The organism is Sinorhizobium sp. P24N7, from assembly GCF_042436655.1.
Lineage (GTDB): Bacteria > Pseudomonadota > Alphaproteobacteria > Rhizobiales > Rhizobiaceae > Sinorhizobium > Sinorhizobium meliloti_A.
Window position 1 is genome coordinate 1 of sequence record NZ_JBHMIW010000178.1, and the last position, 255, is coordinate 255.

The 255-nt window shown below is 61.6% G+C and carries 1 pseudogene; it reads right to left on the reverse strand.

Features of this window, described 5'->3' with window-relative positions:
- Nucleotides 1–255, reverse strand: a pseudogene (locus ACFHWW_RS34550) (hypothetical protein); the annotation flags it as partial.

A 255-nucleotide genomic window follows, 5' to 3' on the forward strand; every position in this document is an offset into this window, starting at 1 on the left:
GACCCGTTGACGAGGACAGAGCCATTGACGGCGTTCGAGACGTTGAAGCCAACACCCGCTGCGGTGTCATCCGGATCGGAATAGCCGAGATCGGCCGTCGTGAGCTTATAGGTTCCGCCCTCTGCGATCGCCGCTCTCAGATCGCCGGTGCGTATGGGAGCGTCGTTGACGGGGTTGACGGTGAAATTGAATGTCGCAGGGGTTGGCGCGGAGTTGTCCTCGTTGCCGTCTTCTACGACGACCCGGAAGGAGGCG